The following is a 23,096-nucleotide window of genomic DNA, read 5'->3' on the forward strand; positions in this document are numbered from 1 at the left end:
GTGCACCCACCGCGGACGCCGGAGTCGGAGCCTGACCCCGGCGCCGGTGAGATAGCCGGGAGTCCGGGCGTGGACGACGCCACGGGCACCGTTCGCACACCCGTGCCCGGACAGCGCCCGGAACGGAAGCAGCCGGTGCCGGAAGGTGCGGCGGCCGAGGGCGCGGCGGACCGGGACCGGCCCGCAACCGCCCCGGAGACCTCCGGCGAGGGGACGGACGGCACTCCCGGCAAGGGGACGGACGGCACCTCCGGCAAGGGGACGGACGGCACCTCCGGCGAGGGGAAGGGCGCGGAGCCCTCCGAGGCCGGGACGGACGAGCCTTCCGGAGCCGGGACGGACGAGCACTTCGGGACGGGGACGGACGAGCACTCCGGAGCCGGGGCCGGGACAGGGACCGGTGGGGAGACCTCCGCAGCCGGGACGACGGGCGCGGGAGCTCCCGAGGCCGGCGGCACCGACACCGTGGCGTCGAGCGCGGGCCGGAAGCGCCGCCGCGGAGCGGTCACCCGGCCGCTCCCCGTCGTCGGTGTCACGCTGGCCGTCGCGGTGCTCCTCCATCTGCTCTGGCTGTGGTTCCTCGCCAGCGGCGGCGGCGACCTGGCCGCGCAGGACGCCTGGGCCGAGTTCGCGGGCGAGCACCCGGGCTCCGCCTACAACCTCGCCTGGTACGGCGGGCTGCACCCCTTCTCCTACAGCGTCATCTCGCCGTACCTGATGGCCGTCATCGGGGTCCGCACCACGCTGATGGTCTCCGGAGTGCTGTCGGCGGGCCTGCTGTCGCTGCTGCTCGCCCGCACGGTGCCCCGGCCGCTGGTGCCTTCGTTGTGGGGTGCCTTCGCCTTCGCGTGCAACGCCGCCTCCGGGCGGGTCACCTTCGCGCTCGGTGTGCTGTTCGGGCTCGGGGCCGTGGCGGTCGTGTGGACCTGGCCGGCCCGCTGGCGCGGCGGGCGGGCGAGCCGGCCGGCGCGGTACACGCGGGCGGCGCTCGCGGTGCTGCTGGCCGCGCTGGCGACGGCGGCCAGTCCGGTCGCCGGGCTGTTCCTGGAGGTGGTGGCGGCCTCGCTGCTGCTGGCCCGCCGACCCGCCGCGATGTTCGCGGTCGCCCTGCCGCCCCCGGCGGTCGTGGCCTGCTCGGCGCTGCTCTTCCCGTTCACGGGTGTGCAGCCGATGCCGTTCGTGTCGCTGATCTTCCCCGTCCTGGGCGCCGTCGCCGTCGTCCTGCTGGTCCCCCGGACCTGGACGGCGGTGCGGGTCGGGGGCGCCATCTACACCCTGGGCATCGTGCTGACCTGGGCGATCCCCTCGCAGGTCGGCTCCAACGTGGAACGGCTGGGACTGCTGTTCGGCGGCGTGGCGCTGCTGGCGGCCGTGCCGATCGTGGTGGGGCACGGATGGCAGCCGTGGAAGTCCCGCCGCGGTCTGGCCATGGCGCTGGCGCTGCTGGTGACGTTCGGCTGGCAGATCGGCAAGCCCACCTGGGACGTGCTGCACACCACGCCCGACACCGACTGGTCCCGCGAGTTGAAACCGTTGCTCACCCAGCTCAGGAAGGTGGACGCGGACCGGGCGCGGGTCGAGGTCGTGCCGGTCAACAGCCACCGGGAGGCGTCGGCCCTCGCGCCGTACGTGAACCTGGCCCGCGGCTGGAACCGGCAGGCCGACCTGGAGCGCAACCCGCTCTTCTACGAGGAGGACCTCAGCCCCGAGCGCTATCACGCCTGGCTGCGCCGCTGGGCCGTGCACTACGTCGTCCTCCCCGCCGACCCGCCCGACATCGCGGGGGGCGTCGCCGAGGCCAAGCTGGTGGGGGAGGGCCAGCCGTATCTGAAGGAGATCTGGTCCGACGACAGTTGGCGGCTCTTCCGGGTCAAGGACCCGGTGCCGCTGGTCGACGCCTCCGCGTCGGTGGAGCGTGCCGATGCGGAGAGCGTGACCGTGCGCGTGCGGGAGAGCGGGCACGTGCTCGTGCGGGTGCCCTACTCACCGTGGCTCGGACTCGTCGACGCGGACGGCGACCGGGTGGCGCCGCCCTCCCACGACGGCGAGAACCTCAACGGCTGCCTGCGCAAGGCCGAGCCCACGTTCGGCGGCCCGCCGCCGGAGGGGAAGGACAAGCCGGTCCTGGACACCTGGACGGTGCTGGACGCGCCGCGCCCGGGGGTCTACCGGATCGCGGCCCCCTACAAGCTGCCGCGCGGCACACCGTGCCCGGAGAACGAGGACGGCACGGACTCCGGCGACTGAGGCGTCCTGACGCCTCCGGGGCCGCCACGGCCCCGCGCCCCCCGCACGGCCTCGGGAAGCTCCCGCGAGCGGGAAGCGGGCTGCTTCACGGGCCGCTCCTCGCCCCGCGGGCTGCTCCTGGGCAGTCGACTGGTGCGGGCGCCTGGTCGAGCGGTCGGCGAAGGTGTGTCCCGGCCGGTCATGCGCCGCCGTAGTGCCGGGTGATGATCTCCAGGACGTGTCCGTCCGGGTCCAGCCAGTAGACACCGCGGCCCCCGTCGTTGCGGTTGATCTCACCGGGGCGGGTGCGCATCGGGTCGGCGTAGTAGGTGAGTCCGGCCTCCTCGATCCGGCCGAAGACGAGGTCGAACTCCTCCTCGGTGACGAGGAAGGCGTAGTGCTGCGGCGCGATCGGGTTCGCCCCCGCGTCGGCGAAGTCGAGCGCCACGTCGTTGGCGGTGACCACCGGCAGGAACGGGCCGAACTGGGGCCGTACCTCCAAGCCCAGCAGATCGGCGAGGAACCGCGCGGACCGCTTCTTGTCGCTGGCGTACACGATCGTGTGGTTGAGCTGGACCGGCATCCCGTGTCTCCTCCTGGATCGGGTGTGGGCCGAGGCCCGGTGTCCGGTGCCCGATGGGCTCCTTGCCCGGTACAACTCCGGTTCCGGTGCCGGAATGCCGGGATCCGCCCCGGACGTTGGTCGTAGGACCGCAGACTCAGTCGCCCTCCGTGCGCTCGCGCTTCTCCCCGCTCCCGATCCCGCTCCGGTTGGCGTCCCCGCTCCCGCTCCCGTTGGCGTCCCCGTTCCCGCTCCTGCTCCCGTTGGCGTCCCCGCCCCTGTTCCCGTGCCCCTCCGGGCCTGCGCCTTCGGCCAGCCGGCGGACGATCCGGCGCAGTTGTTCGGTGTAGAACTCCCGGAACTCCGACGACGTCGGGTCCATGCCGAGCACCGAGCGGACCGTCTGCGGGGTCACCGCCGGGGTGGCGACGGCGCCCGTCAACAGCAGGAGGACGGCGCCGGGATCGAGCTCCTCCGCGATCTCGCCCGCCTGCTTGCGGCGCTCCATGTCCGACAGGTCCTCGCGTTCGGCCTCCGGCTCAGCGCCCGTCAGCCCGGTCCAGGCGGACAGCCGGGGCCCGCGGGGGTCGTCGAGGGCCAGATGCAGATAGCGCGCCGTCACCTCGTCCAGCGGTACGTCCGGTCGGTTGAACGTCTCCTCGCGCCGGGCCCAGCGCCGGTTCAGGGCGTTCCACAGCCCTTCCTTGCCGCCGAAGTGGTAGGCGATCAACTGCTTGTTGAGCCCCGCCCGGTCGGCGATGTCCTGGACCCGGGCACCGGCGTACCCCTTCGCGGCGAACTCGTCCATCGCCGCGTCCAGCAGCCGTCGGCAGGAGCGCTCCGGGTCGAGCTTGCGCTCCTCGGCGCGCGGCGCGCGGCGCGGGCGGCGGGAGCCGGGCGGGGGTGCGGATTCGTCGCTCACGGGGTCCAGCGTAGCCGTAGCCCCGCGCTGTTCATCTATTCGGTTGACTTGTTCATCCAGATGGTTGAAAGATGCGAGGCGGGGCGCGCCGGTACGGCAGGTGCCGCAGCGGGTCCCCGTGTCGGACGCCAACGCCGTACGGCCACCGAGGTGCCGGCAGCGCCGTACGAGCCGTCGCAGCAAGGGAGAACAGCATGATTCTGGTGACCGGAGCGACCGGGAACGTCGGCCGGCCGCTCGTCGAGCGCCTCACCGCCGAAGGACACACGGTCCGCGGCCTCACGCGGTCCCCGAGCCGCGCCCGACTGCCCGACGGCGCCGTTCCGGTCGCGGCCGACGACCTCGGCGCCGCACTGGAGGGCGTCAGCGCCCTCTTCCTGAACCCCGCGGCGTTCTGGCGCGGTACCGGCGAACTGCTGCGGCTGGCGGCCGAACGCGGGGTGCGGCGGGTGGTGACCCTGTCCTCGTCCTCGGTCGTGCCCTCCGCCATGCCGCTGGAGGTGGACAACCCCATCGCCGAGCACCACCGGACGATGGAGGCCGAGGTGGGGGAGGCCGCGGCAGCCGCCGGTATGGCGTGGACCCACCTGCGGCCCGGCATGTTCGCCACCAACACCCTCGCGTGGGCCGAGTCCCTGCGGCGGGACGGCGTACTGCGCGCCGCCTACGCCGGTGCACACGCGGCGCCCATCCACGAGGACGACATCGCTGCCGTCGCCGCCCTCGCGCTCACCGGGGCGTTGAAGGGCGACGGCCCCACCCCGGTGCTGACCGGCCCCGAGTCGCTGACCCAGGAGGATCAGCTCCGGCTCCTCGCGGAGGCGACCGGGCGCAGCCTGCGGTTCGAGGAGATCCCGCACGAGGAGGCCCGCGCGGACATGGTCGCCGCCGGTACGCCCGGCGAGTTCGCCGACGTCCTGCTCCAGTTCGCCGCGCACTCGGTCGGCGCGCCCGCAGCGGTGTCGCCGGGCGTCGAGCAGCTCACCGGCAGCCCAGGACGCAGCTTCGCGCAGTGGGCCCACGACCACGCGGAGGACTTCCGCTGACACGCGGAGGGCTTCCGCTGAAGCGTGGAGGGAGCTCCCGCTGAAGGGCCGTCGCCGTCTCTCGCGCGGGCCGCGGCGCGGCGCGCGGGAGACGGCACCGGCAGGTGCCTGCGGGCGGTACCCGTGCCGGGCATGTGCCCGTACGGGTACCGGCGGGCCGGCCGGTCAGCCCTGGACGACCGCGGGGTCCATCCACATGACCTCCCAGATGTGGCCGTCCGGATCGGTGAAGGAGCGCCCGTACATCGGGCCCTGCTCCATCGGGTCACCGTGTGCCGCCGCCCCGGCCGCCAGCGCGGAGTCCACCAGTGTGTCGACGTCCCCGCGGCTGTCGGCCGACAGGCACACCAGCACCTCGCTGGTCCGCGCGGTGTCGGGGATCTCCCGCTGCGAGAAGGACATGAAGAACGGCTCGACCAGCAGCATCACGAAGATGTCGTCGCTGACCACCATGCAGGTGGCGTTCTCGTCCGTGAACTGCGGGTTGAAGGAGAAGCCGCACGCGGTGAAGAACTCGACGCTGCGGTCCAGGTCCTTCACCGGCAGGTTGACGAAGATCTTCCGGGACATGGTGTGCCTCATCTCTGCGCTGCTCCGCGCGTTCGGGCGTCACTCGGCGACGCCCCTCGGGTCCGTCCCCCCTCCCGCGTCGGGGTGGAAGGCGCTGTACAGGTTGGACGGCGCGCGACGGCAGAACTCATCGCAGCCGGGAAAGATTCTTCGCGGGGTTTCCGGAAGCCCGTCCGAGGCTCGCCGGAAGCTCTCCGAAGCCGCCGCCCGCGACGCTCCCGGTGCCCCTCCGGGCGCGCGTGCGGTCTGTTGCCGCCGCTCCCGCCGCGCTGCCCGGGCCCTCCCGTGCCCCCGGGCCCTCCCATGCCGCCCGCTGCCGTTCAGCGGGTCAGCTCTCCCAGCTCTGCCGGTTTGCCCGTCACCGCGGAGGCGATCATGCGATTGACCCCGGGCAGTCCGGAGAGCCGCATCGCGGCCCTGCGCAGCCGCAGCCAGGTCGGGTTGCTGGGCAGGAACCAGCGCACCCCCTGCAGCGCCACCCGCTGCTTCTCCTCGGCCACCGGGCGCCACATCCGCTCGTACCGCTCCAGGCCCGCGCGGACGTCCCCGTCGGCGGCGGCCAGTTGGGCGGCGAGCACATGGGCACCCGCGACACCCAGCGACGCGCCCTGGCCCGCCAGCAGCGACACCGCGTAGGCGGCGTCCCCCACCAGCACCGTCCTGCCGCGGCTCCACCGGGGCAGCACCGTCTGCGCCACGTGGTCGTAGTAGATCTCCGCACTGGGCGGACACGCGGCCAGTGCCCGCGGGGCCACCCAGCCCAGCGAGCCGTACACCTCGCGCACCGCGCTGCGTGTGTCCTCGGGAAGCGGCGCGGCAGGGTCCACCCGGTGCACGGCGAAGGAGGCGACCTTGCCGTTGCGCAGTGCGTAGAAACCCATCTGGCGGCCTATGGTGTCCGTCAGGCAGAACCGCCCGGTGACCTGCTCGCGTACCTTCGGGTCGTCGAAGACGAAGGCGGCCGTGTGGAAGCCCGGGTAGCGCAGGCACCGTTCGTCGGAGCCCGCCTCGCCGAATATCAGGCCGCGTACCGTGGAGTGGATGCCGTCCGCGCCCACCAGCAGGTCCGCCTCCCGGACGGTGCCGTCGCTGAGGGTGACCCGTACGCCGTCGTCCTCGTCCACCACGTCCGACACGCTCAGGCCGTACCGCAGCTCCACCTCGGCGGGCAGGTCCTCCCGCAGCGCCAGTTCGAGGTCGGGCCGCATGATGCTGAGCAGCTTGCCGCCCGCCACTTCGGAGAACTGCGCGTAGTCCAGGCCCGCCCGGCGGCGGCCCCGCTCGTCCACGAAGGCCGCCTCGCTGATCTGGTAGCCGAGCTCCTTCAGCCGCGGCAGCAGCCCCATCTCCTCGGCGGCCTCGTAGCCGACTCCGAAGAAGTCGATCATGTACCCCTGTTCGCGCGGCCCGCGCGCGTGCTCCACGATCTCCACCTGCCAGCCGTGTGCGGCCAGCCGATGGGCGAGTGCGAGTCCGGCGATTCCCGCGCCGCAGATGACGGCCTTCATGGTGTCTCACTCCCTGGGGTCGTTGTGGTGAGCAGCCGTCGCAGAACCGGGCCGACGGCAGCCGATGTGAGGGAAGGGGATGCGGGGCGGTGCAGCATCAACCCGTCGACCACGGCCAGCAGTACGGCCGCGGTCTCCTGCGGCTGCGGCACCCCGCTGTCGCTCAGCCGGCCGGCCAGCCCGTCGCGGACCCGGGTGAGCAGCCCCGCCAGTGCGCGCATCAGCTCCTCGTCCCGGGCCGCCGCCAGATAGGTCTCGGTGAACAGCAGCGAGATCGGATCCGTACCGGAGAAGCCGTCCAGTGAGCCCAGTGCGCTGTCCAGCGCCTCCTCGGTCGAGACGGCCGACTCCATGAGCGCCGTGAACTCCCGGACGAACTCTTCGACGGTCCCGAGGGCCGCCTGCTGCAGCAGCGCGTCGAGCGAGGCGAAGTGGTAGTGCACCAGCCCCTGTCCGACCTCGGCACGCTCGGCGACCCCGCGGGTGCTGACGGCCGACCAGCCGCGCTCGGCGATGAGCTCGGTGGCGGCCCGCAGCAGTCGTTGCCGCACTTCGCGGCCCCGGTCGGCGGCGGTGGGTGGGGGCGGTGGCATGGGGCCTCCTCGCTCGACGGCGGGTGTGCACCCGCCGTGCCCCGCGGGCTGCGGGGTACGCGGCGTCGACCCGCGGCCCGCGCCGCCGCGGCCCCGCCGCCGTGGCGGAGACCTCTGCTCGTGCCGCTCGCGCATGGCGGCGGGCACCTCTGGCGCGCCCGCGTGGTCCTGGGCATACGCCTTGGGCAATCAGCTTGTGCGAGTGACCAAGGCATGCCACCAAGAATAGCGCGTATCGCTTCGGAACGCTGTGGGGGTCCGGAGACGGCGCGGTGCCGGGGCCGATACGGGACGTGAGACGCGGGGAGGCGGGACGCCGGGGAGCCGGCTCGTCGGCCGGGCCGGGCAGCAGGGCCGTCGGAGCCGGGCCGCCGGGGAACCGGGCTGCCGGGGAGCCGAGCTGCCGGGGAACCGGGTCGGACGGACGGACGGGGAGCCGGGCTTGCCGGGCCGGTCGGACGGGGAGCCGGGTGCCGGGTAGCCGATGGGGGCGGGGCAGCCCATGGCCGGGGGCGGTGGGGGCGGCGGGGGCGAGCCGGGGCGGCCCGCTCCGCCGCCCTACACCGGAGGTGCCTCTTCCGTCTACTCCGGGGCCGCTCCACGGGGGCCGGGCGCGGCTGCCGCCACCGCCTCGCCCACGGCCGTCAGCGCGCACTCCCAGGGGAACGTGTCCGGGCGGCCTTCGCCGGGCGGGTTCGGGGTGAAGCTCTCCGCCCCGTACAGCACCCGTACTCCGGCGCGGCTGAGGGTCTCCAGGGAGTGTGCGAACTGCGGGTGCCGGGCATAGGCCGCGTTCACACACGGCATCGTGACCAGAGGGATGCCTTTGCCGATCGCCTCGGCGGCGAACCCGACGACGAACTTCTCCGTGAGCCCGAGAGCCCACTGGTTGACCGTGTTGAAGGTCGCGGGCGCCACCACGGCGGCCGCCGCGGGCGGCCAGACGTCGGGATGTCCGGGCACCTTGTAGCGGGAGCGCACCGGGTGCCCCGTCTGCCGCTCCAACTCCGGGAGCTGCTCTTCCAGCCAGTGTGCCGCAGTGGGGGTGAGCCCCAGACACACGTCCCAGCCCGCCCGTTGGGCGCTGCGGACGACTTCGGCGATCCGCAGCACAGGTGGCGCCGCGCAGCCGAGCAGATACAGGACGCGTGAAGCCATGCCGCATTTCACCACGAAGGCAGCAACCGGTGCGGCCGCGCAGTCCGCAACCGCCGCTGCGAAGGCCGCGTCCGTCGCCGACCGCGCACCGCAGCGCAGATCTCACACTGTGGCGCACTCGCGCAACTCGATTGCACCCGATCGAGTGGAGCTCGCGGCTGAAATCCGCCCCTGTCGCACACCGTGCATACGGTTCCGAGGCCATCGAGGAACGGAGTCGCGGATGCGCGGGCAGCAGGAAGAACACGCGGGCGTCCGTATCGCCCATCAGCGCAAGCTGGCCGGGCTGACGCAGCGCGGGCTCGCCGCGCGGCTCCCGTACTCCTACAGCCTGTTACGGCAGGTGGAGGAAGGCCGCAAGAACGCCTCGCCCGACCTGGTCTCGGCTGTGGCGCGAGTGCTGCGCATCGACGTGACGGTGCTGACGGGCCAGCCCTACGTCACCGAGCTCCAGCAGGACCGGCTCGCTGCCCTCATCCGCCCGATCCGCGAGGCGCTCGACCTGTACGACCTGCACGACGTGAACGACCTGCACGACGTGAACGACCTCGCCGACGCGCATGAACTGCGCGGTGCGAGCGGGCAGGGCGAACGGGCCGGGATCCTCCCGGCGGCCGAACTCGCCGCCCGGGCCGACGACCTGTGCCGGATGGTGCGTGCCACGCAGCTCAGCAAGGCGGCGCACGCCCTGCCGCCCTTCATCGCCGAGGCCACCGCGGCAGCCCACCAGGAGCGCACCACGGCGCGGTGGCAGACGCTCGGATCCGCGTACCGCACGGCGCACGACATCGCCACCAAGCTCGGCTTCTACGACCTGGCCACCATCGCACTCGACCGGCTGGGCTGGGCCGCCGAGCGCGCCTCGGACCCCCTGCTGGCGGCAGTGCGCCAGTACATGCGCGCACTCTCCTACTTCCGCGAGGGGGAGCACACCATCGGCCTGCGGCTGATCGAGGCGGGGCACAGAGTCCTCTCCGGAGCCGGCGGTGCGGACAGTGCCGCGCCGGAGGCTCGCGACACCCTGGTCGTGCGCGGCCAGTTGCACTTGGGGGCGAGCGTCATCGCGGCCCGCGCACACGACAACGACGCGGTGGAGACCCATCTGCGCGAGGCGGCCTCCTACGCCGGACGCACCGGAGAGGCCGGGCGCGTGCACTGGCTGAGCTTCGGACCGGCGAACGTCGCTGTGCACGAGGTGTCCGCCCAGGTGGAGTTGCGGCGCTACGGGAAGGCGCTGGAGAAGTCCCGCGGCGTCCGCCTTCCGCACGGCTGGCCGATGTCCCGGCGGGCGCACTTCTACGTGGACCGCGCGCGTGCCGAGATGGAGACGGGGCACTGCGACGCCGCGCTGGAGTCCGTGGTGACGGCGCGCAAGCTGGCGCCGGAGCAGACCCGATACCACCCCGGAGCGCGCGAGACCATCAACGGCCTGGTGGCCCAGCGCCGCCGTACACCCGATTCGCTGGACAACATGGCCGCGTGGCTCTGCCTGTGACGGACCGGCGAGCGGACGTGTCCCTGGCCACGGTGTGCGACGGGGGTGTCACACATTGGTGACACTTTCCGGTTGCCGCTGTCGGCAAAGTGGAACGCGTCCCCACACGTAGAGACATGCGAAGAGCGTGAGGAAACGCGGGATGCGCCCGACGGCGCGGGGACGACCAGCGCCACGCCGTGGTGGCGCCGAAGAGGCCGAAGCCGCTGAAGACGCACAGGAGAAGCCGTGACCGTGTGGTGGCCACTGCCGAAGGGTCTGGATGCCGTGCTGTTACCCGCCGGGGAGTGGTGGGACGCGGTGCGCGTCCCCGCCTACCTGGGGGAGGGGGTATTGACCCGGCTCGGTTCCGCGTCCGGCGCGGTCATCCGCGACCCTTACGGCAGCAGGCTGTACTGGCTCGTCGAGCCGGAGAGTGCGCAGGGGTGGTCCTTCTGCGAATTCGCGGCCGTGCAGGTGCTGGGCGAGGCGAGCTGGGTGACGGTGCCGCCCAGCAGCCGCCTGCATCCGCCGGGGCCGCACTGGGCCGTTCCCTGCACCCCGGCCGGTTCCCTGACACCGACGGCCGCCCTGCAGGCCGCCCTGCACGCCACCATCACCCAGAACCTGGGCCCCCGGCCCCGCCCCGCCGCGCCCCAGCAGGCCGCGCCGACGCAGGCCGCGCCGACGCAGGAGAGGGGTTGAACCGCGCCCCGGGGCACCGTTCCGGCCCGCGAACGCCCCCGGGCGTCTCCGTGTGCGCGCGGGGGGCGTGAAGCGTGCCGTGGCAGCGGAAGGTCCTGCCGCCCGTGCGGACGGCAGGACCTCCGGGTGGGCGCGTCGCCGGACTCCGCGAAGAGACGTCCCGCGCCCGGTGGAGCGGGACGGCCCGCCTCGGGTGGAGCGGACGCCCGCACCGTGGCCTCGGTACCGGCGCGGCCGCGGAAGCAGGCTTCGGGCGCGGCCGCGGAATCAGCCGAGCTTCGCCGCCTGCGCGTCGATGAGGGCGGTCGGCTGCTTGTAGTCCTCGCCCCGGGTGACCGACGCGATGTTGAAGGACGAGAACCCGGCGAGCGTGGTGCCCTGCCGGAAGACGACGACCTTGGTGTCGGCGGCGGAGCCGTCCTGCTTGGTGCCGATCGTCCAGGCGACGGCGTCCTCCCCGGCGGACACCTTCTCCTGGCTGATCTTGGTGACCTGCTGCTTCTCCCCGTCGGCGGTCATCGTGAAGCCCCCGGCACACGTCTTGCCGGCCTTCCGCAGCGTGGCGAGGGCCTGTTCGGCCCCGTCGGCGTCGTAGGACCACAGGGAGGTCAGGGTCTTGGTGATGTCGAGCGAGTCGATCGTCGCCTCTTCGGCCTGCTTCTCCGTCATCTCCCCGAGCTCCTCCGTGGAGGGCATGCCCTTCTCGGCGGCCTTGGACTTGTGGACGACGAGCCGCTGCGCGGTCGCCTTCGGGGCGCGAGCGGGCAGGGCCGACAGCGCCTGCGCGACCGGCTTGCACTCGGCCTTCTCGACGGAGACGGAGCCCGGCTCGAACGCCTCGTCCTTGCCCGGCTTCTTCACTTCGTGGTCCTTGAGGTCGTCCTTGGTGACCACGAGCTTCTCCAGCTTGTCGGCGGACAGCGCCTTCGCCGCCGGCTTCTCGGACCCCGCCCCGCCCTTCGTCTGCCGGCCCTCGTCGCTGCTCTCGCCACCACCGCAGGCGGTGGCCAGAAGCGCGAAGGAGACCGCGGAAGCGGTCAGGACCGTACGACGGATAGCGACTCGCACTGTGCATCTCCCTGTGCTCAACGCTCTGTGCTCATGTACGGCGCAGAGCTCCGCAGAACGAGACCGGCGCCCCCGGCGCGGGGATGCACACCGAGACCATCTGTATACCCATCTGTATATCGATCAGTTATGCGCGCACGTTCGGGGGTTTCGCACCGTCGGCTGATGATGGCGGTGCGTGACGGCAGTGCCGTGACGGCAGCGCGTGACGACGGTGCGCAGGGCAACGGGGTCCGGGGCCGGCCCGGCGACCGGGTGCCTGCGGTCAGGACGGTCCGGCAACGCCGGGAATCCGGCGGTGGGTGTCCGCGAGCAGGTTCCGCATCGCCATGTGGAAGAGCTCGGCCTGATGGTCGCCGATGAAGGAGGTGTGCCCGAACACCTCCAGGACGACGAGGCCGTGCATGTGCCCCCAGGCGCTGAAGAGGAGAGCGGCCGCAGCGGGCGGCAGCGCGTCCGGACCACCGAGCGGCAGGCCCTCCAGGAATTCCTGGAGCGGCGGTGGGACGGCGGTGTCGGCCTGCGCCAGTTGCGCTGTCGTGAATCCGCCGAACATCTCGCGCTGGAAGATGTCGCTCATCCTGCGCATCGCCTGGGTGGTCGGACCGTCGGCGGGCGCCGTGTAGTAGCGCAGCGGGGTGCCGTAGAGGAGCTGGAAGCGCTCGGGGTGGTGGATGGCCCACTGCCGGTACCCCTCCGCGGCGACGACCATGCGCGGCACTCCGGGCGCGTCCGGCGCGGCGTCGACGGCCTGTTGCACGGCGTCGGCCAGGTCGTCGTACGCCTTGGTGACCAGTGCCGTCACGAGCGCGTCCCGACTGGGGAAGTAGTGGTAGAGCGCCTGCACGGTCATGCCGAGGCTCCGGGCGACCGCCCGCAGGGACAGGGCTCCGGGGCCTTCTGCCGCGATGTGCGACTCGGCGGCGTCCAGGATCTCCTGGGTGGCGGCGGCCCTGCGCCGCTGGCGCAGGGAGGGCAGGGTTGCGTGTCCGTCTGCGGGCATACGGCGACGGTACGACGCCGCCGTTCGTGGAGGGCCGAGAAGTCGTCGCGCTGTGAGGAAAATCTGACAGTGCACACCCCGTCTCCGCTGCCCGCCGCGCCCCACCGGCGCCGCCCCGGCTACCGGAGCGCCCCGCGGCTCCGCACCGGGACACCGGGCCCCGGGCCCCGGGCCCCGGGCCCCGGGCCCCGGGCCCCGGGCCCCGGAATGCCGGAAGACCGGAACGCCGGAAGAACGAGACCGTGGAGTGATCTGGCTCACAATCTGTCACGTCCGTCCGGCACGCGGTGTCTGGAGGCCGAACCCCCTTGGAGACGGAGGAGACCATGGCTGAGAACACCGACGTGGTGGTGGTCGGCGGCGGATACGCGGGCGTCATGGCCGCCAACCGCCTGACGCAGCGCGACGACGTGACCGTGACGCTGATCAACCCCCGGCCGGCCTTCGTCCACCGGATCCGCCTGCACCAGACCGTGGGCGGCGCCGGAGATCCCGTCGTGGACTACCGGGAGATCCTGGCCGAGAATGTCCACCTGATGGTCGACTCCGTGACGCGGATCGACGCGGCCGAGCGCAGCGTGACGCCGGCGACCGGTGGCCCGCTCGGCTACGACTACCTGATCTACGCCGTGGGCAGCGGAAGCGCCGACCCGCGGGTACCCGGTGCGGCCGAGTACGCCTACCCGATCGCCACCCTGGAGGAGGCGCAGCGGCTGCGTCCCGTCCTCGAAGCCGCACCGCGGGGAGCCGCGGTGACGGTCGTCGGGGCAGGCGCCCTCGGCATCGAGGCCGCCGCCGAACTCGCGGAGACGGGCCGCACCGTGACGCTGGCATGCGGCGGGACGTTCGGCCCGTATCTGCACCCCCGGGTGCGGCGCTCGATCACCAGGCGGCTGGTCGAGCGCGGCGTCTCCGTGCTCGAGGGCCCCGACGCGAAGGTGGCCGCCGTGACGCAGGACGCCGTACGGCTCCGCGACGGCCGTACGGTGCCCAGCGAGGTGACCCTCTGGACCGCCGGGTTCGGCGTGCCCCAACTGGCGGCGCGCAGCGCACTGCGCACCGATGCCCTGGGCCGCCTGCTCACGGACGAGACCCTGACCAGCATGGACGACACCCGCATCGTCGCGGCCGGGGACTCGGCAGCGCCGTCGGGCCTGCCGCTGCGGATGAGCTGCCAGTCCGCGAACCCGCTGGGCGCGCACGCCGCCGACACGGTCCTCAGCCGGATCGCGGGCGAGCCCCCCGCCGTCATCGACGTGGGCTTCTTCGGCCTGTGCGTCAGCCTCGGGCGACGCGACGCCACCGTGCAGCTCGCCTCCAGGGACGACACCGCGAACTTGCTCTCCGTCAGCGGGCGCCTCGCCGTGAAGATCAAGGAGAGCAGTTACACGGGCCTGATCGGGCAACTGGCGGACGAGGCGCGCAAGCCCGGTTCGCACACCTGGAAGTTCAAGGACACCAACCGTCGGCAACTGGTGCGCAGCCGCCGCGACGAGGCGGCCGCCACTGTCGGACGCGCCGCACAGCCGGGCACCTGACATGCGCGGCCGGCCCGGCCGAGCACCCTGCCGACAGCCGGGCCCTGCCGCGGCGGAGAGAGGAAACGCACGATGAGCGACCCCACCGATCCGGCGACCGAGGCGTTCGTCGCCCACCGCAACCTGCTGTTCACCGTGGCGTACGAGATGCTCGGCTCGGCGGTCGACGCCGAGGACGTGCTGCAGGAGACCTGGCTGCGGTGGGTGAAGGTCGACCTGGCGCGGGTGGGCGACCAGCGCGCCTACCTGGTCCGGATCACCACCCGCCAGTCGCTCAACCGGCTGCGCGCCATGCAGCGCCGCAAGGAGACCTATGTCGGCCAGTGGCTGCCCGAGCCGCTGCTCACCGCACCCGATGTGGCGGAGGACGTCGAGCTCGCCGAGAGCGTGTCCATGGCGCTCATGCTCGTCCTGGAGACACTGTCCCCGACCGAGCGCGCCGTCTTCGTCCTGCGCGAGGTCTTCGAGTTCGACTACGACGACATCGCGGCCGCCGTCGACAAGACCCCCGGGGCCGTCCGCCAGATCGCCCACCGCGCCCGCAGGCACGTCGACGCCCGCCGCCCCCGCCAGGCCGTCCCCGCGAGTGTCGCCCGGGCCGCGGTGGAGTCCCTCCGGCGCGCCCTCGAAACCCGGGACCCGCAGGGCCTTCTGGACGTGCTCGCGCCCGACGTCGTCCTGGTGAGCGACGGTGGCGGCGTGAAACGGGCCGCGCTGCGGCCGGTCGTGGGCGCGGAGAAGGTGGCCCGCTTCTACCTCGGCGGCTCCAGCAGGGTGGAAGCCGCGCTCACCACCGAACCGACCACGGTCAACGGCAACCCGGCGCTCGCCGTGCGCCTGGACGGCGAACTCGACGGCGTCATGGCCATCCGCGTCGACGACACCCGCATCACCGGCCTCTACTTCGTCCGCAACCCGGAGAAGCTGACCCATGTCCGCACCGAGACCCCGCTCACCCTGCGGTGACCCGGCAGGTGCTGCTGTGCGGAGGGGCCGTTGAAACCGTGCCGACCGGTCGCGTCGTCCCTCTCCGCACGGAGCGCCGTCGGCCGCTCGTGTTCCGGTGAGTGCCATCGCGTTGCCCGGCTCGCTCCGAGACGGGGGCTGGGCGAAGCATCTCCTCACCGGCGGGTGGGCAGGTTGGCCCGGGACGGGGGGAGAGGGCAGTGGAGCGGGATCAACTCCTGGGAGAGCGGTACCGCTTGGTGCGGCGGCTCGGCGAGGGCGGCATGGGCGAGGTCTGGGAGGCGCAGGACGAGTCATGTACAGCCGCAGCCGTGGCGCCGGCGGCGAGCCGGGCGACACGTCCTACACCCGCCGAGGAGCCGTGCTGGCCGCCCGTAGCGCGGCCTCGTCCCTGAGCAGTTGACCGGGGAGCCGGTTCTCCGCGGTGCGCCGGTGTTCGAGCGGCTTCCCGCCCCATGTCCCACGGGGCGCGTGTCTCACGGGGGCGCGGAGGCCGGGGTGCTGGGGGACACGCCCCGGCCTCCGCACCCGTCCGGCCCGTGTCAGCCGGAGATCTCCCTGCGGCCGGTTCCGGCGCCGACGGAGATCTTGCGGGGCTTGGCGCGCTCGGCGATCGGGATGCGCAGGGTGAGCACGCCCGCGTCGTAGTCGGCCTGGATGCGCTCGGTGTCGAGGGTGTCGGCGAGTGTGATCTGCCGGGAGAAGACACCCAGCGGCCGTTCCGCGAGTTCCATCTGCACGTCGTCGGGCTTCGCCACGGGCCGGCGCTCGGCCTTGACCGTCAGCATGTTGCGTTCGACGTCGATGTCGATCGCGTCCGCGCTGACACCGGGGACGTCGAAGGCCACGACGTACTCGTCGCCCTCGCGGTAGGCGTCCATCGGCATCGGGGACGGCCGGGACCAGGTCCCCGGGCCGACCAGGTGCTGTGCCAGCCGGTCCAGCTCACGGAAGGGGTCAGTGCGCATCAACATCGTGAAAACACCTCCAGAAGGTCGGGCAGTTGCTGCCAATGCGCCTCACAGCCATTGTTGTAACATGTCATCCAGCCGATGACAAGCAGGAAGTCATCGACACGATGACCGACCGAGGGAGGTGGCCCATGGCTGCAGCAGACCAGCCGCCCGCAACCAGCACCGACGCCCACAGCCCGGCGTCGTTCCTCGCCGCCGCGGCGGCTCTCGACGCCATAGACGACGCCCTGCACACCGCCCAGCGCGACACCTCTGACGGTTCCGGCCCCGGACCGGAACCGGAGCAGGCCCTGGCGTCCCTGCTGCTGCTCCGGCAGGTGCGCGAACAGCTCGCCGGATGGGAGACCGGCCTGATCGAAACCGCCCGCGACGCGGGCGCCAGTTGGGCCGACCTCGCCCAACCCCTCGGCGTCACCAGTCGCCAGGCCGCCGAACGCCGCTACCTGCGCGGCCGCCCCGGCCCCGTCGGCACCACCGGTGAACAGCGCATCACCGCCACCCGACAGGCCCGCGCCGCCAAGCGCACCACTGCCGCGTGGGCCCGCCACAACGCAGCCGGCCTGCGCCGCCTCGCCGGACAGATCACCGCCCTCACCGACCTGCCCGCAGCCGCCCGCCCCCCGGTCGACGAACTCCATGCGGCCCTCGCCCACGACGACCCCACCGAACTCCTCGCCCCCCTGGCCGCCACCCGCCCCCACCTGGCCACCGGCCACCCCGACCTCGCCGCCCGACTCGACAGCCTCACTCCTCCCTGATCCGCGCCCGAGGCGCCGCGGTACCAGCCGGGGCGACCTCCGCCCCGGGGGGGAACGAGTCGCCGTCCCGGGGAACGAGCCGCCGTCCCGGAGACCACTGCTCCCCGCCCGTGCGGGGAGGGCGCCCCGGGTCCTGTCCGGACCCGTGAGGGCACCTTCCCTGCCGCGGCGGAGCACGCTGTCCGTGCTGTTCCGGCTCGCGGCGGTCCGAAGGCCCGTGGATCTCCGGCGGCAGGCCGGGCCGAGCAGCCGCTGGGCGGGCGGCGGGGCCCGAGGGGCCGCCGCCTGCCTGCCGGGGCGCTGTGTCAGTCCACCGGGAGCCGGTCCACCAGCAGTTCCACCCTCGCCTCGGTGTCCCCCGGCGGCAGCCGTCCGGACCGCGTCAGGGTCGCCACCCCGTGCAGGGATGCCCAGAACACCTCGGTGAACAGGCCCGGGGCGATGCCGTTCCCGGCGACCTCGCCGAGGGATTCCAGCAGCGCGGCGAAGGCGTCCTTGAGGGGTTCGGGGGTGTCCTCCTGCGCGTACGCGAGGCCGCCGTCGAGCTGGAAGATGGCGTCGTAGACCGCCGGGTTGCGTTCGGCGAAGTCGAGATAGGCGCGGGCGAGGGCGTGGACCCGGGCGCGCGGGCCCACCGCGGTGGCGGTCGCGGCCCGCACCGCGGCGGCCATCTCGGTGGAGCCCTGGAGGGCGACGGCCCCGATGATCTCCCGTTTGCCGCGGAAGTGGCTGTAGAGGACGGGCTGGCTGTATTCGATGCGCTCGGCGAGCCGGCGGGTGGTGACCGCCTCCCAGCCCTGCTGCTCGGCGAGTTCGCGGGCCGTCGCCACGATGAGGCGCTCGCGCTCCGCCCGTTCGCGTTCCTTGCGTTCCTGTACCGACATGATTGGACCCTAGCACCGCTAGACAAGCGAGCGGTAGAAGGTCTAGCGTTGACCCGTCAGCTAGCAACACTAGATGTCGAGAGGTTCATCATGCTCAACGCACTCGAGGTCGTCACCACCGTGATCGTCGGCGTGATGGTGGGGGTGGAATTCTCCGTCGCCTTCATCATGAACCGGATCCTCGACGCCCTCCCGGAGGACAGCGGCCAGCTCGGCCACGCCCACGGGGGCCGGATGCTCGGCGCCGTGATGCCGGTCTGGTACATCGGCTCGCTCGTCCTCGTCGGCATCTGGGCTGTCGCCGGGTGGCACCACCACGGCACCGGCCTCGTCGTCACCGCCGGCGCACTACTGGCCCTGAGCGTGGCCATGTCGATCCTGCTGCTCGTTCCGATCAACAACCGGAACAGGACGTGGACCCCCGAGAACCGGCCCGCCGACTGGAAGCAGCAGCTGAACCGCTGGGGGCGCTGGCACTACGTCCGCGTCGCCGTCATCATCGCCGCCTTCGCCCTGCTGGTCACCGCCCTCACCTGAGCCCCGGGCCCGCCGGCCCGGCAACCAGCCGCCGGCCCGGCACCCGCCGCCTGCCCCGCAACACCCGATCGGCCAGCGGTCCTCCGGCCCCACTGCCACCCCCCCGGAGGCGCCGTTCCTCCGCACGGACAAGAAGGGTTCAGTGCTCCTGATCGCCCCTGCCCGGGGCGATCAGCCCGGTCTCGTAGTACCCGTGCGCCCTCGGGGGCGGCGTCGCCGGTGATGCGCCTGGTGGTCTGGACGCCGTCCGTCTCCGGCATCCGGATGTCCCGCCTACCCGGTGACGCGTCCACCCGGTGATGCGGCGCACCGAGCAGCGGACCGCCGCGAGGATCCGGGACGCACTCCGGGACGCACTCGGGGACGCCCGTACGGGACTGCAGGTCGGGGCAGTGGAGCTGGCGAGGAGGCACGGCTCACCGACAGCCGCCGCGGCACCCCGGGGCCGTGTCCGTCGGTACTCAGGTAGCGCGCCCGCCGGGCGCGGGCGCGCTGTGTGAACCGGCCCCGCTGTGGCGGAGGGCCAGAACGGCGGCTACTGCTTCGAACCAGCGGGCGACCTGTTCCTCGTTCTCCAGATCCGTCTCCTTGACCACGGAAGAGGCGGTGGTGAGCCACTCCTCGGCGGTGCGTGCCGCCTCCGGTCCGGGGAGCGGCTCGGGTAGCCCGACGGCGGCCCGCAGTCCGTCGCGGCGTACGACCTCGGCCAGGAACGCCACCGCGCGTGGCAGGACACCGAGTTCCTCCACGGTCAGCGCGGCGGCCACCGCCCCGTCGCCGAAGAGTGCGGTGCGGTGGGCGCCGCCGAGGGTCAGGCCGTAGCGGAGCAGCAGGGGGATGTCGAGAGCACGCAGCTCGGCGTCGGTCGTCCGGTCCGGTGACATGGGTGGTGTCACTCCTTCACGGTGATGTGGAAGACGACCTCTGGGCCCTTCTTGCCTGCCTTCGCGGCTCGTTCCTCCTCGCCACCGCACTCGAAGCAGTTCTTGCGCAGGCGCACCTGTGTGCTGCCCTCGGCCTTTGCGCGGTAGTCGAGGAAAAGGGAGCCGGGGGAGCCCATGCGGTCCGGTGAGTCGACCTTCTCCCGTTCCCCCGTCTTGACCACGACGGCGCTGTCGGGCTCGGGGCTGACGGGTTCCCAGTCGTATCCGGCGCTGGGGCTGATCCGTATCCTCAGCGAGAACGTGTCGCCGGGCGCGACCTGGACGTCGGTGTGCTTCTTGTCGAAGACCTTGTCCGGGGTGGCCGAGGAGGACGGGGACGCGGACGCCGGGCCGGAGGAGGCCGGGGCGGGCGTCGCCGGTTCCCGGTCGCTGCGGCCCCCACCGCCGTCGTCCGAGCCGCCGCAGGCGGAGAGGGCCAGCAGCAGCGCGACGGCGACGGCTGCCGGGCCGATACGCCGGGCCGGGGTGCGTGTCATGGATGCGGGTCCTACTTCTGTGCGGGGAGCCTGATGTCGGTGGGAGTGGAGTACTTGTCGCTCGACGCGCCGCCCATGGTGCCGTTGATGAAATCGTCCTCGCTGACCCACGTGGTGAATCCCCAGGGGTTGTAGATCTGGAGCCGGTCACCGTCCTGGCCGATGACCATCATCTGGTGACCGAACTTGTCGCCCGTCCGGGCGCCGAAGGGTACGGGCTGACCGCTGTTGACCGCGTCGCGGATCTTGGGCAGGACCTCCTCACGGGACTCCTTGGTCCTGGTGGAGAGGGCCTCGTAGTCGCTCCCGGTGTGGGCCCCGATCTCGTCGTCGGCGACCATCTCGCTCTCCTTGCCGCTCATCCCCACCTCGCCCTCAGCACGTCGGTCGTAGACCCTGGTCTCCTCGGCACGCAGCCGCTCCTCGAAGGCATCCCCGTTGTCGTGGTCCGGGTCCCCGGGGTGCCCGCCGGTGGTCAGCTCCAGGGCGTACAGCGGGTCGCTCTGGGCGTGCATGGTCACCGTGGAGAGGGCCACACAGGTGTCGCCCTCCTGCTCCCACCGCTGGCCGTCGAACGTCACCGTCTGGGACTGGTCGCCCTCCCTCCGGGAGTCGCCCGAGCGGTTGACGATGGGCGTCAGGTGCTGCTGAAGCCAGGCCGGCTTGTCGCCGTACGGATGGATCTTGCGGGCGAAGTCCTGGATGCGGGACATCGGGTAGCCGGCGGCCAGCGCCTTGACCAGATAGGCGCGCTCCTGCGGCGACTTGGCTCCGTCGAGCAGTCTGTCGTAGGCGGCCCGGTCGTGGGCGCTGAGACTGTTCAGGCGCACGCCGGAGCGTTTCAGGTCCCGGTTGGTGAGGATCTCGTTCTCCGACGGGTCACCGCCGGGCGCGGCCGCGTCGGCGAGGACGACCCGGTCGGCGTCCGACAGGTGCCGGGTGTCCAGTTGGCCGGAGCGGGCCTCGGAGGCCAGTTTGTCCAGCGCCCTTTCGGCCCGTTTCCCCGCCGCCTCGGCGGCTGCCACGCCCGACTCCAGGTAGCCGATGCCGGCGAGCGCCACCTTGCGGGCCTGGATGGCGTCCTCGGCGGTGGCGAAGAACGCCTTGCCGCCGTCGGGCAGCATGTTCCGCGCGCTGCGCAGCGCGTCGAGGCCGAAGTCGTGTTTGTTCTGCGCGGCACTGATTCCCTCGGCCAGCAGCGCGAGTTCGCGGGCGGCCGTGCCGAACGTCTCCGACATGTGCTCGGCGTTCCGCGCGGCGGCCTTGGTCACCTCGCTCGCCTTGGAACCCGCCTCCCCGACCCAGGTGTTCGGCAAGCCCGCAGTGGCCACGGCGCTCACTCCGCCCCGGACCTCATCGGCCTGCCTGGCGGCTCTCCGGTAGTCGGCGGCCTTGCCCTCGACCGTGCGAGGGGAGCCCTCGGGGGCGGGGAAGCCGATGGCTTCGGCGATGAGGTCGACGAGCGCCGTGTTGCTCGGATCGCCCACGAATTTGCCCAGCTCGTCGAAATGGAGGGCTTCGAGCTTTTCGCGCAACTTCTTGAGCGCTCCCTCGCGTCGCCGCCCCACGGCGGTCACCGCTGCTTCTCCTTCGGCTCGTCCGGCACCGAAATGGTGCTGAGCTTGCTGCGGACGCCGTGGTCGGTGTTCCCGCCCAGAGTGACGCCGTCCCCGATCCTGCGGTGGATCTGACGCAGTGCTCCCGCCAGGACCTCGATCTCCTCGTGCCACCTGTGGGCGAACGAGGTGAACGCCTCCTGCCCGCCGTACTCGCCGAAGTCCGCACCGTCGAAAGGGTTCATGGGCCAGGACGGCATGCCGGGAAACAAAGCGGCCCCGCCCACCGATTTCCCCATCCCGTCGAGCGCCCGGGCGGCCTCGTCCAGCCGTTCACCCTGACTGAGCGTGGGCTTGCGCTGCAGCCCCAGATCCGACCGTCCTCGCCCCATGGCCCTCTTCGCCCTCCCCGACCCACCGGCCTACCAGGTCCGCGTCAAATGATGGTCATCATAATGAGCCGCGGACAGGCCGCCACCAGGAGCCTGCCTGTCGTCTCGGTGACCGGCAGCCCGCCGGCCGGCGGACTCAGGGCCGGGGAATGACAGGCAGACGACCGAGACGGGGCCCGAGCGCGAGGCCCCCTCGCAGGACCGCCCGCGGTGATGTCAGATGAGGATGGCGAAGGCCCTCTGCTCGGCCCAGGGTTCGCCGTGCACGGGATCTGGTTCAGAGCATCCATGAGGCCATGCAGAAGCGGCTTCATGGATGGAGGCGGTCTTGTCGCACTGGGGAGCGACAGGGGACTCAGGTGACACGGCGAGCGTAGGGTCTGCGGACGGGCAGAGGAGGGAGAGATCGCCATCGATGTTGTCGCGGGGGCTGTGGGCTCGCAGATTCTCAGTGCAGTGGTGGCTGCCGCGCTCACCGGTATCGGCACTCTGGTGCGCTGGTTCGTACTCAAGCGGCTGCCTGCACGCCGAACATGGCGCTACCTGAGCGCAGGCGATCTCTCCATCATTCTGGACACCTCCTATGTCGACACCGGCCGCTACCAGCGACCCGTAGCCGGTCTGGGCCAGGTCCGGGCGCTGTCCGTGATCGTCCCCTCACTGACCCACGCCTATCGGGACCTCGACTTGGAGAGGGTTCGCCTGTCGGCGCATGTGCCGGGCGGCGAGATGGAGCACGACCTGCTCATCCTGGGCGGACCGAAGAACAACGAGACAGCCCGCCGCATCCTGGAGGACATGGGGGAGGCGTTGCCGATCCGGCTCGGCGGAGGAGCGATCACCTGGGAGGGGACGGCCTACACAGGAGATGCGGCGGACGGCGAGATCACACGTGATTGCGGCTACATCGTCCGAGCCCCGAACCCTCTCAACCCGAACAAGCGCGTTGTGCTGATCGGCGGTTGGTCAACCTACGGCACAGTGGCCGCAGCTCGATGGTTGGCCGAGAACGGCGACAGTCGTTCCCTGCCCGCCGATGTCGCAGTGCTTGTAGAAGCCTCGGTCCTTCGAGATGGCCACGTGTCCGCACCGCGGGTTCTGCGCCGGACAAGTCTCAGCAGGTGAACCACGTCTCCGCTTGAAGAAAGGGCCCGAGCTCGGGGGGCGCCCTCGCTCCGGTCCCGACAGCGCTCTCTCGAGCGAGTGCCGTTGGCACCTCAGGGAGGGAGTCAGCCA

At 72.3% G+C, this 23,096-nt stretch carries 23 protein-coding genes; 9 read left to right on the forward strand and 14 right to left on the reverse strand.

Annotated elements, in window-relative coordinates; translation table 11 throughout:
- The first annotated feature begins 69 nt into the window (after positions 1–69).
- The gene (locus BMX65_RS25580) at positions 70–2,247 is read left to right on the forward strand and encodes an MFS transporter (protein ID WP_075002698.1); all 2,178 of its coding nucleotides are present in this window, start codon (positions 70–72) and stop codon (positions 2,245–2,247) included.
- 178 nt (positions 2,248–2,425) lie between these two features.
- On the opposite strand, the gene BMX65_RS25585 is transcribed toward BMX65_RS25580, so the two are convergent.
- Complete coding sequence (locus BMX65_RS25585) at positions 2,426–2,809, reverse strand: VOC family protein (protein WP_075002699.1); 384 nt, start codon at positions 2,807–2,809, stop codon at positions 2,426–2,428.
- A 136-nt stretch (positions 2,810–2,945) separates the two neighbouring features.
- On the reverse strand, positions 2,946–3,710 hold the full coding sequence (locus tag BMX65_RS25590; protein ID WP_075002700.1) for a TetR/AcrR family transcriptional regulator: 765 nt from the start codon (positions 3,708–3,710) through the stop codon (positions 2,946–2,948).
- A 194-nt stretch (positions 3,711–3,904) separates the two neighbouring features.
- Here BMX65_RS25590 and BMX65_RS25595 point away from each other — a divergent pair, with 194 nt between their 5' ends.
- Complete coding sequence (locus BMX65_RS25595; RefSeq protein ID WP_075002701.1) at positions 3,905–4,756, forward strand: NAD(P)H-binding protein; 852 nt, start codon at positions 3,905–3,907, stop codon at positions 4,754–4,756.
- Positions 4,757–4,921: 165 nt separating this feature from the next.
- Here BMX65_RS25595 and BMX65_RS25600 read toward each other — a convergent pair whose 3' ends face one another.
- The 4 genes from BMX65_RS25600 to BMX65_RS25615 all read right to left on the reverse strand — a co-directional run bounded on the left by BMX65_RS25600 (position 4,922) and on the right by BMX65_RS25615 (position 8,585).
- A complete protein-coding gene (locus BMX65_RS25600) occupies positions 4,922–5,326 on the reverse strand; it encodes a VOC family protein (protein ID WP_075002702.1) in 405 nt (134 codons plus the stop codon).
- Between the two features lie 320 nt (positions 5,327–5,646).
- Positions 5,647–6,834, reverse strand: coding sequence for an FAD-dependent monooxygenase (locus BMX65_RS25605; protein ID WP_075002703.1), 1,188 nt, complete (start codon positions 6,832–6,834; stop codon positions 5,647–5,649).
- Positions 6,831–7,427, reverse strand: a complete 597-nt coding sequence (locus BMX65_RS25610) for a TetR/AcrR family transcriptional regulator (RefSeq protein WP_075002704.1) — start codon at positions 7,425–7,427, stop codon at positions 6,831–6,833. Before BMX65_RS25610 ends, BMX65_RS25605 begins: the two co-directional genes overlap by 4 nt.
- Positions 7,428–8,009: 582 nt before the next feature.
- A complete protein-coding gene (locus BMX65_RS25615; protein WP_075002705.1) occupies positions 8,010–8,585 on the reverse strand; it encodes a flavoprotein in 576 nt (191 codons plus the stop codon).
- Positions 8,586–8,808: 223 nt separating this feature from the next.
- On the opposite strand from BMX65_RS25615, the gene BMX65_RS25620 reads away from it, so the two are divergent.
- The gene (locus tag BMX65_RS25620; RefSeq protein WP_075002706.1) at positions 8,809–10,080 is read left to right on the forward strand and encodes a helix-turn-helix domain-containing protein; all 1,272 of its coding nucleotides are present in this window, start codon (positions 8,809–8,811) and stop codon (positions 10,078–10,080) included.
- Between the two features lie 228 nt (positions 10,081–10,308).
- The gene (locus tag BMX65_RS25625) at positions 10,309–10,764 is read left to right on the forward strand and encodes a hypothetical protein (protein ID WP_075002707.1); all 456 of its coding nucleotides are present in this window, start codon (positions 10,309–10,311) and stop codon (positions 10,762–10,764) included.
- Positions 10,765–11,031: 267 nt separating this feature from the next.
- Here BMX65_RS25625 and BMX65_RS25630 read toward each other — a convergent pair whose 3' ends face one another.
- A complete protein-coding gene (locus BMX65_RS25630) occupies positions 11,032–11,832 on the reverse strand; it encodes an SPFH domain-containing protein (protein ID WP_075002708.1) in 801 nt (266 codons plus the stop codon).
- A 265-nt stretch (positions 11,833–12,097) separates the two neighbouring features.
- A complete protein-coding gene (locus BMX65_RS25635) occupies positions 12,098–12,835 on the reverse strand; it encodes a TetR/AcrR family transcriptional regulator (RefSeq protein ID WP_075002709.1) in 738 nt (245 codons plus the stop codon).
- Positions 12,836–13,161: 326 nt separating this feature from the next.
- Between BMX65_RS25635 and BMX65_RS25640 the strand changes: the two genes are divergently transcribed.
- A complete protein-coding gene (locus BMX65_RS25640; RefSeq protein ID WP_075002757.1) occupies positions 13,162–14,373 on the forward strand; it encodes an NAD(P)/FAD-dependent oxidoreductase in 1,212 nt (403 codons plus the stop codon).
- 72 nt (positions 14,374–14,445) lie between these two features.
- The gene (locus BMX65_RS25645) at positions 14,446–15,339 is read left to right on the forward strand and encodes an RNA polymerase sigma-70 factor (protein ID WP_075002710.1); all 894 of its coding nucleotides are present in this window, start codon (positions 14,446–14,448) and stop codon (positions 15,337–15,339) included.
- 542 nt (positions 15,340–15,881) lie between these two features.
- Here the strand turns inward: BMX65_RS25645 and BMX65_RS25655 are convergent.
- On the reverse strand, positions 15,882–16,313 hold the full coding sequence (locus BMX65_RS25655) for an Hsp20/alpha crystallin family protein (RefSeq protein ID WP_075002712.1): 432 nt from the start codon (positions 16,311–16,313) through the stop codon (positions 15,882–15,884).
- Between the two features lie 128 nt (positions 16,314–16,441).
- Here BMX65_RS25655 and BMX65_RS25660 point away from each other — a divergent pair, with 128 nt between their 5' ends.
- Entirely contained in the window at positions 16,442–17,071 is a 630-nt protein-coding gene (locus BMX65_RS25660; protein WP_075002713.1) for a type III effector protein, read from the forward strand.
- Between the two features lie 305 nt (positions 17,072–17,376).
- Here BMX65_RS25660 and BMX65_RS25665 read toward each other — a convergent pair whose 3' ends face one another.
- Complete coding sequence (locus tag BMX65_RS25665) at positions 17,377–17,955, reverse strand: TetR/AcrR family transcriptional regulator (protein ID WP_075002714.1); 579 nt, start codon at positions 17,953–17,955, stop codon at positions 17,377–17,379.
- A gap of 90 nt (positions 17,956–18,045) precedes the next feature.
- Here BMX65_RS25665 and BMX65_RS25670 point away from each other — a divergent pair, with 90 nt between their 5' ends.
- Positions 18,046–18,492, forward strand: a complete 447-nt coding sequence (locus BMX65_RS25670) for an anthrone oxygenase family protein (RefSeq protein WP_075002715.1) — start codon at positions 18,046–18,048, stop codon at positions 18,490–18,492.
- Positions 18,493–18,953: 461 nt separating this feature from the next.
- On the opposite strand, the gene BMX65_RS25675 is transcribed toward BMX65_RS25670, so the two are convergent.
- From BMX65_RS25675 to BMX65_RS25690, 4 genes are read right to left on the reverse strand one after another with little or no spacing between them, the layout of a single operon-like run.
- Entirely contained in the window at positions 18,954–19,376 is a 423-nt protein-coding gene (locus BMX65_RS25675) for a hypothetical protein (protein WP_075002716.1), read from the reverse strand.
- An 8-nt stretch (positions 19,377–19,384) separates the two neighbouring features.
- Positions 19,385–19,912 (reverse strand): protease inhibitor I42 family protein, encoded by a 528-nt coding sequence (locus BMX65_RS25680; protein WP_075002717.1) that lies wholly within the window; start codon positions 19,910–19,912, stop codon positions 19,385–19,387.
- Between the two features lie 11 nt (positions 19,913–19,923).
- The gene (locus BMX65_RS25685) at positions 19,924–21,489 is read right to left on the reverse strand and encodes a hypothetical protein (RefSeq protein ID WP_075002718.1); all 1,566 of its coding nucleotides are present in this window, start codon (positions 21,487–21,489) and stop codon (positions 19,924–19,926) included.
- Entirely contained in the window at positions 21,486–21,860 is a 375-nt protein-coding gene (locus BMX65_RS25690; RefSeq protein ID WP_075002719.1) for a hypothetical protein, read from the reverse strand. The genes BMX65_RS25685 and BMX65_RS25690 overlap by 4 nt, the downstream gene beginning before the upstream one ends.
- A gap of 459 nt (positions 21,861–22,319) precedes the next feature.
- On the opposite strand from BMX65_RS25690, the gene BMX65_RS33035 reads away from it, so the two are divergent.
- Complete coding sequence (locus BMX65_RS33035; protein ID WP_162637691.1) at positions 22,320–22,985, forward strand: hypothetical protein; 666 nt, start codon at positions 22,320–22,322, stop codon at positions 22,983–22,985.
- The last annotated feature ends 111 nt before the right edge of the window (positions 22,986–23,096 follow it).

Origin of the sequence: Streptomyces qinglanensis, assembly GCF_900111245.1 — a bacterium.
Taxonomy (GTDB): domain Bacteria; phylum Actinomycetota; class Actinomycetes; order Streptomycetales; family Streptomycetaceae; genus Streptomyces; species Streptomyces qinglanensis.